Here is an 8231-nt window from a genome sequence, read left to right as displayed (position 1 = left end):
CGACTGCGCTTTGGGACACGCGCACGGGTGCGGGCCTCATCGGCCGATCACGGCCGGGGCACCGCCCTCGTCGCTTCCCCAGACATCCTCTTCCTCCTCCACCCAGGAGTCGCGGGTCCGGTCACCGCTCTCCGTCTCGGGACGCCCCGGCCCGCCGGCCCCCGCGCCGCCCGCTCCCATCGGCGGGACGAAGGGGCTGCCGCCGCTGGTGTTGATCATGGCTTCGCGCTCATCGTAAGGCCCCTGCCTGACACGTGGGTTCGAGGGCCGCCGGCGGTTGCTGACCACGTCACCGCCGTCGATCACGTTGCGGACCCGCTCGCCGGAGCCCTGCCCGCCACCGCGCCCGCCGGCCATGCCGCCGCCGGGCATCCCGCCGGGCATCCCGCCGGGCATGCCGCCCGGCATCCCGCCCGGGTTCAGCGGCGTACCGCCCCCCGAGCCCGTGGCCGCGCCGTTGGCGCCGCCCGAGGCGCCGGACAGACTGACCGGGGTGCCGTCGTACGGGGTGTCGTCGTACAGCTCCTCCTCGTAACCGGAGTAGCCGGAACCGTGGTCCGATCCGTATCCCGGCCCCGAGCCGAAGTCGACGCCGCCGTTGAGCGAGCCGGAGCCGGACCCGAGACCTGCGCCCGCGTGGCCGCCGCCGGAGCCCTGCTGCGGGTGGCCACCAACCGGGACGCCGCCCTCGTTGAGGTGGCCCGTGGTGGTCGTCCCGTCGGGACTGGTGATCGAGGTCGCTCCGCTGTGCGGGTCGACGCTGGTGCTGCTGCCGTCGGGGTACTCCGTGACGACCTGCCCCTGCGCGTCGAGGTGGGAGACGCTCCCGTCGGGGTTGGCGAGCACGTCACCCGCGTTGAGCGGCCCCGAGACGGTGGTGCCGTCCGGCCTGGTGAGCGACGAGGTCTGGGTGGTCGGGTCGATCCTCGTGGAGCTGCCGTCCGGGAAGTCGGTGACGACACGACCATGGCTGTCCAGGTGGGAGGTACTGCCGCCCGGGTTGGTGAGCGAGTCGTCGCCGTTGACGGGCCCGGAGATCGAGTCCGAGGGGCCCAGGGCCAGGTCGCCGCCGTTGAGCAGGCCGCTCTGGCGGCCGTTCAGCTGGTCGCCCGCCCTGCTCTGCCGCTCCTGGAACTCCTGCTGCTTCTGCTGGTACTCGTCCTGTCTCTGCTGCTGTTCCCGCTGGAGCTGTTCCTGCCGCTCCGACTGCTGTGTCTGGAGCTGTTCCTGCCGCTCGGACTGCTGGGCCTGAAGCTGCTCCTGCCGCTCCGACTGCTGGGCCTGCAGTTGTTGCTGTTTCGCCTGCGCCTGCTCCTGTTTCTTCTCCTGCTCCTCCTGCTTCTGCTCCTGCTTCTCCTGGAGCTCCTGCTGTTTCTCTTCCTGCTCCCGCTGAAGCTGCTCCTGCTTCTGCTGCTGTTCCTGCTGCCTGGCCTCGGCCTCCTTCTCCTTCGCCTCCTGCTTGGCCTCCACCTCGGCCTGCTTTTTCTCCTGTTTCTCCTCCTGTGCGGCCTGCTTGGCCTCCTGTTCCCGCTGGAGCTGTTCCTGTTTGGCTTCCTGCTCGGCTTGTTTCCTCTCCTGTTCCCGCTGGAGCTGTTCCTGTTTGGCCTCCTGCTCGGCCTGCTTCTTCTCCTGTTCCTTCTTGGCTTGCTGCTGCTCGGACTTCTGCTGATTCAAGGACTGCAGCTGAAAAGCCTGCTGCTGTTGCTGGTACTCCTGCTGCTTCGCCTCCTGTGCGGCCTGCTTCGCCTCCTGCTTCGCCTGGAGGTCCTCCTGTTTCTTCTCCTGTTCCTGCTGGAGCTGTTCCTGTTTGGCCTCCTGCTGCGCCTGCTTCTCCTCCTGATTGGCCTCCAGTTCAGCCTGTTTGGCTTCTTGTTCCTTCTCCTTGGCCTCCTGTTTGGCTTCCTGTTCGGCCTGCTTCTTCTCCTGCTCCGCCTCCAGCGCGGCCTGCTTCGCCTCCTGCTCCTTCTCCTTCTGCTCCTGTTTGGCTTCTTGTTCCTTCTCCTTGGCCTCCTGTTTGGCCTCCTGTTCGGCCTGCTTCTTCTCCTGCTCGGCCAGCAGCGCGGCCTGCTTCGCCTCCTGCTCCTTCTCCTTGGCCTCGGCCTTCGCCTCGGCTGCCGCCTGCTTCTCCTCCAGTTCCTTCTCCTTGGCCTCGGCCTTCGCCTCGGCTGCCGCCTCCTTCTCCTCCAGCTCCTTCTCCTTGGCCGCCGCCTTGGCCTCGGCCTCTGCGGCCTTCTTCTCCGCCTCCTCCTTCTCCAGTTCGGCCTTGTCCTCGGTGTACGAGGTCTTCAGGCTGTCCCCGGAGGTGCTTCTGATTTTGCCGAGGTCGAAGTTGCTGCTGCTCCAGGCGTTGCCGACGTTCTTCATCGCCTGGTCGGCGGGCTCGACCAGATCCCGGTACGCGGCGTTCCACCAGCGCTGTATCGCCGCCTCCCCGATCGCCTTCCAGGTCCCGAGCTCGGTCATCGACCCGTAGGGATGACCGAACGCGTCCCTGGCCTGCTGATCGAAGTGGGAGGAGGCGGTGTAGCTCTCGGAGTAGGACTCGTATCCGTAGTCGTAGGAGTACTCGATCTGGGAGATGTTGAGGTTCCAGTTGCTCTGATTGATCTCGGCCAGCAGGTCGACCAGCCAGCGCAGGGGGTTGCCCATCGCCTCCTGCCAGATCTCCCAGCCGTCGAGGAGCTTCTGGGCCTCCGCGCGAAACGTCTCACCCGCGGCCCGGACCGCGGCGCCCTGCTTCGAACCGAAACCCTTCCCCGTGGTGTTGGTCAGGTCCTTGGAGATGCGTTCGTACTTCCGGTTGAGCTGGTGGATGAGGTCCCAGAAGACGCCCGCGGCCTGGCCCCGCCACAGTTCGTTCTCCTCGGTGCCGACCAGATTCTGCCAGTTGCTCAGCACGTCCTTCTGGTTGTCGAAGAACTTCTGTACCCGGTCGAAGGCCTGGGCCACCGTCTCGAAGGATCCGAGACTCACCACCCCTTCGGCGGGGACGGGGATGTCGCCCCAGCTGAAGTCCTTCGTCCCCTCGGGACCGGCCAGCAGCGCCCGCAGGGCGTTACCCGTCCCGTAGGACCACCGGTCCACCGGCCTCGTGTCCCACGTGGTCCCGTCGTCGGACTTCTTGAAGTCGTTGTCGTAACGGCTCTTGCCCTCGTAGCCGTGGACCTCGCCGCCCTTGGGGGGCGCGCCGGCCTGCTTGTCACCGAGCAGCGTGATGCGGGCCTTGTAGTAGGAGACGTCGTCGCCGGCCGCGTCCTCCTTCGCGTCGGTGCTGCCCTTTCCCGTCGTGTAGAACGGGATGATGAAGTCGGTGTTCTCGATACGCCAACCGGCGTTCTCGGACATCCAGTTGAAGTCCTCGGGATCGACGTAGGTCACCGTGTTCTGCTTGGTGATCTCCACCTTCATCATGGGGATGTCGTCGTTCCCGACGAGCTTCTCGAAGACCGTGTCGATCTTCGGCGCCTCGTATCCGGTGAAGAGCAGGACGGCCTCACGCCAGGAATCGATGTTCGCTGCGAGGGGATGATCCTTGTCGGATGCCATGACTGAACTCCATCGGGCTGGGACGGTCGTGCGAGGGAAGCCGGCGCGCTACGGCGAGGGCGTCAGGCAAGGCCGCGACACGGCGGCGGGGCGGGGAATGGCGCGCGGGCCACGGCGGGGAGCCCTCAGCTGTCCTCGTCGTCGCTGTCCCCACCGGTCAGGTCGTCGTCCACGTCCTCGAAGGCGTCGAGCAGCTTCTCGCCGTCCACCTTGTCCAGGCTGTCGCCCTGCGTCTTGAACAGGGTGTCCATGGCGTCCCGCAGGTTCTCCTCGATGTCGTCGAAAAGGGTCTGCTGGTCCTCCAGGATCCCGGTGAGCGTGGCGGCCATGCTGGTCACACCTCCGGTCACCGCCTTGCCGTGGACCGTGGTGCTGCCCGCCATGTTCCCGATGACGAGGGGCCACGTGGAACCGGACAGCACGTAGTCCGGCTTCTCGCCGTCCTCCTGGAGGGAACGCACCGTGGGGATCTCGTCGTCGAGGGACCCCGTGGTGAAGGCGGAGAGAATCGTCGCTACCAAGTCCGCGGGCACCCGGTCGGTGAGGATCTTCTTCAACTCCGACTGGAAGTCCGCGATGTCCACGTCCAGGAACTTCTTGATCCACGCCTTGTCCATCACCAGCGGGGGCTTACCGGGATCTTCCGCCATCGTCTCGGCCTTCCTTCGTCGAGCCCGCCCGAAACCGCGGGCCACATCGGCGCACTCAGGGCAAAGGGTGGCCGCCCGCGTGTCTTGGCACGGACAGCCACCCGGTTCGGTTCGCGGTCAGCGGCCTATCCGTACGCCGTCCCAGCCCTGTGTGAGGTTCCGCTCGTTGTTCTGGTACGCGTTCTTGATCTCGTTGAGCAGTCCCGCGTGGCTCGTGAGCAGGTCGCCCATCTTCTGGACGGCGTGGTCCCAGGCGCGCTGCTTGCCGTCGTACGCCTCCCGGTCGTCACCCTCCCAGGACTGCTTCAGCTCCTGAAGCTCCATCTCCAGGTTGCTGAGCGTCCGGGCGATCGCCTGGGTCTGGAGCCGCATGTCCTCGGCCGCGTTGTCGGCGTGCGCGTAGTTGACGTAGATGAATCCGTCGGAGAAGTCGTCCGGCATGAGGGGCCTCGTTTCACGGGAATGCGGGGGGAGGTGCGACAGGGCCCGGCCGGTCGTCGCGCCGGCCGGAGGGGGCGAGTGCGCGCGGTGCGCGCGGCATCAGCCCGAGAGGGCGTCGAAGATGGCGTCCGACTGGTGGTACGCCTGGTCGACCGAATCGTGCGAGGAACCCTGGGTCAGCCCCTGCTGGGTGAGCGTCTCGTTGAGCTGGTCGATCATGTCGCGCACATTGCGCGAGATGATCTCCGCCTGTTCGTCCCACTGCGCCAGCAGGTCCTGGTAGGCCTTGCCGTCGCTGCCCTTCAGCGTCTGCGCCATGTTCCACTTGGTGCTCTCGACGTCCTGCCGGCTGTTCTGGATGCCGGTGAAGGCCTGCTCCAGGGCGCTGATGCCGTTCCGTGTCGCGCGTTCCTCCGACTGCTGCATGCCTGCCATGGGCTACCCCTTCGGTTGGAGTTCGCCGCCGGACTCTGACGCGCCGGCGGCTTGCGCTACCAATTGCGGTGGACGGGGAGCGAGTTGGCCCATCCGTCCGGATACTAAACAGATTTCATTACATTCGGCAATACGTACCGACAATTAGCTACAAAGCGAAACAAATGAGCCTCCTCCTTCGCACGACCGTTCACCCTGCCGTAACCGTCCGCAAGCTCACGGAGCTCTTCAACTCCCCGTCCGATCCCTTGCCCTTCTTCCCGTCCCGCTTGTCGCCGGCCGCCTCGCACCGGGGGGCCGTCGACCGGGACCGAGCGGTGGTCGCGGCACTCCGCGTCAGATCGGGCCCGGTCGGAAGCATCGACAGCAAAGAGGAGGGAAGCCCCTCGGCCCGCGTCCCGGTGTATCCGAGCGCCTTGACCGAGTCCTCCGAGGGCAGCCGGTACTTCACCCCGGTGTCCGTCACCAAATAGAGGGTGTCGCCCACCTCACCGCCGTTCGCGCCGAGCGCGTGCACGAGCGCCCCGCCCCCCGGCGGCACGGTGATCCGGTTGACCGTCGTGCAGGCGGGGACCAGGCCGTCCGGCGATGCCTGCGCCGCCCGGCCGAGACCGGCCTGCCGGGCGAGTGTCACGCTCACCCGTGTTCCCGTCGGCACCGGCCGCACCTCGGCGCACGGGGTGCGTCCCGGCGCCACGGTCACCGGCTCCGGCGGAGCGGCGGGCTGCTCCTTCGCGAGGGCGCTGAGCCCGGGGTCCGGGGCGAGATGGCCGCTCAGCGCGTCGCTGCCCAGGTGCCGCGCGGCCACCGTGCCCCCCGCGTAGGCCTCTTTCCTGGTGGCCTCGTCACCGAGCACCAGCGCGGCCCCGGTGGCCGTGACCCGGGTCAGGCCCTGCTCGCTCAGGAGGTAGTAGCGGGCTCCCGCGCCCGAGGCCGCGACCTCGAAGACCTCGCCGACCCTGGTCGGCCGCCCACCGAGTTCCGGTCCTGACCGGCCGCGACCCGGCACCGCGGGGGGCGCCAGATCGGGCCCCGAGGGCAACGAGTTGAGGAACGCGGCCGATACGGGCAAGGGCTTGTCCGAGGCGTAGCCCAGGGCCTCGGCCGCGTGCGCCTTCTCGTTCAGCAGGAACTTGCGCCCCTGCCAGACCAGATACGCGCCCTTGTCGGGCCCCGACACCAGGAGACCCCGGCCCTTCTCAAGCCCCGTCCCGTCGGTGTCCGCGCCCACCGCGAGCGTGGTCCCGGTGGACCCCGCGGCCGAACCGGAGCAGACGGCCCACGGGCCGTTGTTCAGAGCACCGCTGTCCGGCGGGTCGTCGGGAGCGCCCGCGATGCCGACCGGGGCCCCGTGCGCGGTGCCCTTCAGCGAGGCACCGCCCACCGTCATGACCTTCATTTCCTCGCCCACGAGCAGCCGCGCCGAGGTGAAGTTGCGTACGGGGCGCAGCCGTTCGCCCAGGTAGAGATAGCGGGCACCGGTGTCCTTGTTGACCACGAGGGTGCCCGGATCGCGCCAGGAACTCTTCGTGCCGGGCTTGATGAGGCCGAACACGAAGGAGCCCGCACAGATGAGAACGGCGATCAGGACACCGATCACCACGCCGCGATTGGTCCGGCCCTGGGGACTCTCCGGGGCGTCCGGGTCGGCACGCAGCATCCCGGAGGTCAGCCGCCCCATGATGAACAGGTGCGCCTGGACCTGATCGCTCTTGGACTGCACGGAAGCTTCCCCTCCTCAGGCGTTCAGGCCGCGCAGGGCGCTGTACACGCCGAGCACCCACAGCACGAGTGGCAGCAGGGCGACCGCCGTCAAGGTGTGCAGCACCTCGGCGGCCCGCCCCCAGTACGGCACGATCCGCCGGCCCGGCACTGTCCAGGAGGCGATGGCGATCCCGGCCGTGACGGCGAGCAGCGCGGCGACGACGAGCGGACGGCCCCCCGGGGTGTACGCGTGCGCGGCGACCACGATCAGCAGGAGCAGGGCGCCCGCGCCCGGCAGGACCAGTGAGAGTCGCTGCCAGGCGTTGCCGAGGCCCCGCCCGTGCAGCATGAGCAGGAGCGACAGCGTCACCACCGTGATGACCTCGGCCAGCCCCCCGTAGAGGGCCAGGACGACGAGGCATACGGCGCAGCCCGCGCCGACCGCCGCGTAGAGGCTGCTCATCCAGCCGTCCGCGAGCCCCGTACGCGCGGTGACGGCGGCCGTGGGATGCGGCTCGATGCCCTCCTGGAGCTGCTGCGCGTTGGTCGGCAGCGGCGGCATGCGAAGACCCGCCATCCGGAACGACAGCGAGGGCACGAAGGCACCGAGGACGACAGCGACCACCGCGACGACCCCGGCGACCTGATGCGGTGCCAGGTCGGCGACGAGCATGAGCGCGCCGGCCACCGCCCCGAGCACGGCGAAGACGGCGACGGCCAGGAAGAGCGCGGCGTACGCGGCGACCGCGGCGAGCGCCACGATCGCCGCGCCCGCCCCCACGGCGCAGGCCGCGAGCAGCCGGGCGCCCACCAGCTCGTGCACGTGCGGCCCGCTCAGCTCGCCGCCGGGCAGCAGCCATCCGGCGAGCGCGAGATAGGGCGCCGCCATGACGCCCAGGGCCGCGCCCGCTCCCGCGTCGCCGACCGCGCGGCTCGCCGAGCCGGCGCCCGCGATCAGCAGCAGGCCGGTCGCGGCGGCGCACACGGCGTTCAGCACCGTGGAACCGCCGGGCAGGACGAACACGGTCAGCCCGCCGAAGAGCGTGAACACCGCGAGGCCGCGCAGCAGCAACTTGCCCGCGTGCGGAGTCCAGCCCCAGGGGCGGGAGCGCATGGTGGTGGAGATGCCGTGGACCAGATCGTCGAGATGCACCTCGGGCAACGCCTCGGTGCGCGGCCTGAGGTAGAGCGTCTCGCCGTCCCGCAGATCGTAGGAGTCGAGACTGCGCTCCTCGTCCATCGGCTCCGCGCCGAGGCGCTGGAGCACCCAGCCGTCGTGATCGAGACCGGCCTCGCCGAGATCGTCGCCGCCGTAGCCGAGCACCGCGGGCAGCAGGTCCGCGACGGGGATGTCGGAGGGCACCGCGAGGTCGAGGGTCCTGGCCGGCGCGCGGACGGTCAGGCGGCACACACCGGCTGTCTGAGTGTCAGTCATCGTGCTCGCTCACGCTTCTG

Annotated in this window: 6 protein-coding genes; all 6 read right to left on the bottom strand. The window is 68.9% G+C overall.

The genetic code is table 11. The features are described 5' to 3' along the window. Positions 1-36: 36 nt before the first annotated feature. The 6 genes from ACFYMP_RS26795 to eccD all read right to left on the bottom strand — a co-directional run bounded on the left by ACFYMP_RS26795 (position 37) and on the right by eccD (position 8211). Positions 37-3546, bottom strand: a complete 3510-nt coding sequence (locus ACFYMP_RS26795; RefSeq protein WP_388862291.1) for an AAWKG family protein — start codon at positions 3544-3546, stop codon at positions 37-39. A 125-nt stretch (positions 3547-3671) separates the two neighbouring features. Next, on the bottom strand, positions 3672-4196 hold the full coding sequence (locus tag ACFYMP_RS26790) for a type VII secretion system-associated protein (RefSeq protein WP_388862289.1): 525 nt from the start codon (positions 4194-4196) through the stop codon (positions 3672-3674). A gap of 117 nt (positions 4197-4313) precedes the next feature. Then, positions 4314-4637, bottom strand: coding sequence for a WXG100 family type VII secretion target (locus ACFYMP_RS26785; RefSeq protein ID WP_388862287.1), 324 nt, complete (start codon positions 4635-4637; stop codon positions 4314-4316). A gap of 99 nt (positions 4638-4736) precedes the next feature. Further along, positions 4737-5072, bottom strand: a complete 336-nt coding sequence (locus tag ACFYMP_RS26780; protein WP_388862285.1) for a hypothetical protein — start codon at positions 5070-5072, stop codon at positions 4737-4739. Between the two features lie 190 nt (positions 5073-5262). After that, the gene (gene eccB / locus ACFYMP_RS26775) at positions 5263-6795 is read right to left on the bottom strand and encodes a type VII secretion protein EccB (protein ID WP_388862283.1); all 1533 of its coding nucleotides are present in this window, start codon (positions 6793-6795) and stop codon (positions 5263-5265) included. A gap of 15 nt (positions 6796-6810) precedes the next feature. Next, positions 6811-8211, bottom strand: coding sequence for a type VII secretion integral membrane protein EccD (eccD, locus tag ACFYMP_RS26770; protein ID WP_388862281.1), 1401 nt, complete (start codon positions 8209-8211; stop codon positions 6811-6813). Positions 8212-8231: the final 20 nt, after the last annotated feature.

This window comes from Streptomyces sp. NPDC007088, from assembly GCF_042869355.1.
GTDB lineage: Bacteria > Actinomycetota > Actinomycetes > Streptomycetales > Streptomycetaceae > Streptomyces.
Note: the sequence above shows the minus strand (reverse complement) of the source record. Positions and strands in the feature narration are given on the sequence as shown.

Coding starts and splice junctions, on each gene's coding strand:
- ACFYMP_RS26780 (WP_388862285.1), bottom strand. CDS start 5,072: ATGGCAGGCATGCAGCAGTCGGAGGAACGCGCGACACGGAACGGCATC.
- ACFYMP_RS26790 (WP_388862289.1), bottom strand. CDS start 4,196: ATGGCGGAAGATCCCGGTAAGCCCCCGCTGGTGATGGACAAGGCGTGG.
- ACFYMP_RS26795 (WP_388862291.1), bottom strand. CDS start 3,546: ATGGCATCCGACAAGGATCATCCCCTCGCAGCGAACATCGATTCCTGG.
- ACFYMP_RS26785 (WP_388862287.1), bottom strand. CDS start 4,637: ATGCCGGACGACTTCTCCGACGGATTCATCTACGTCAACTACGCGCAC.
- eccD (WP_388862281.1), bottom strand. CDS start 8,211: ATGACTGACACTCAGACAGCCGGTGTGTGCCGCCTGACCGTCCGCGCG.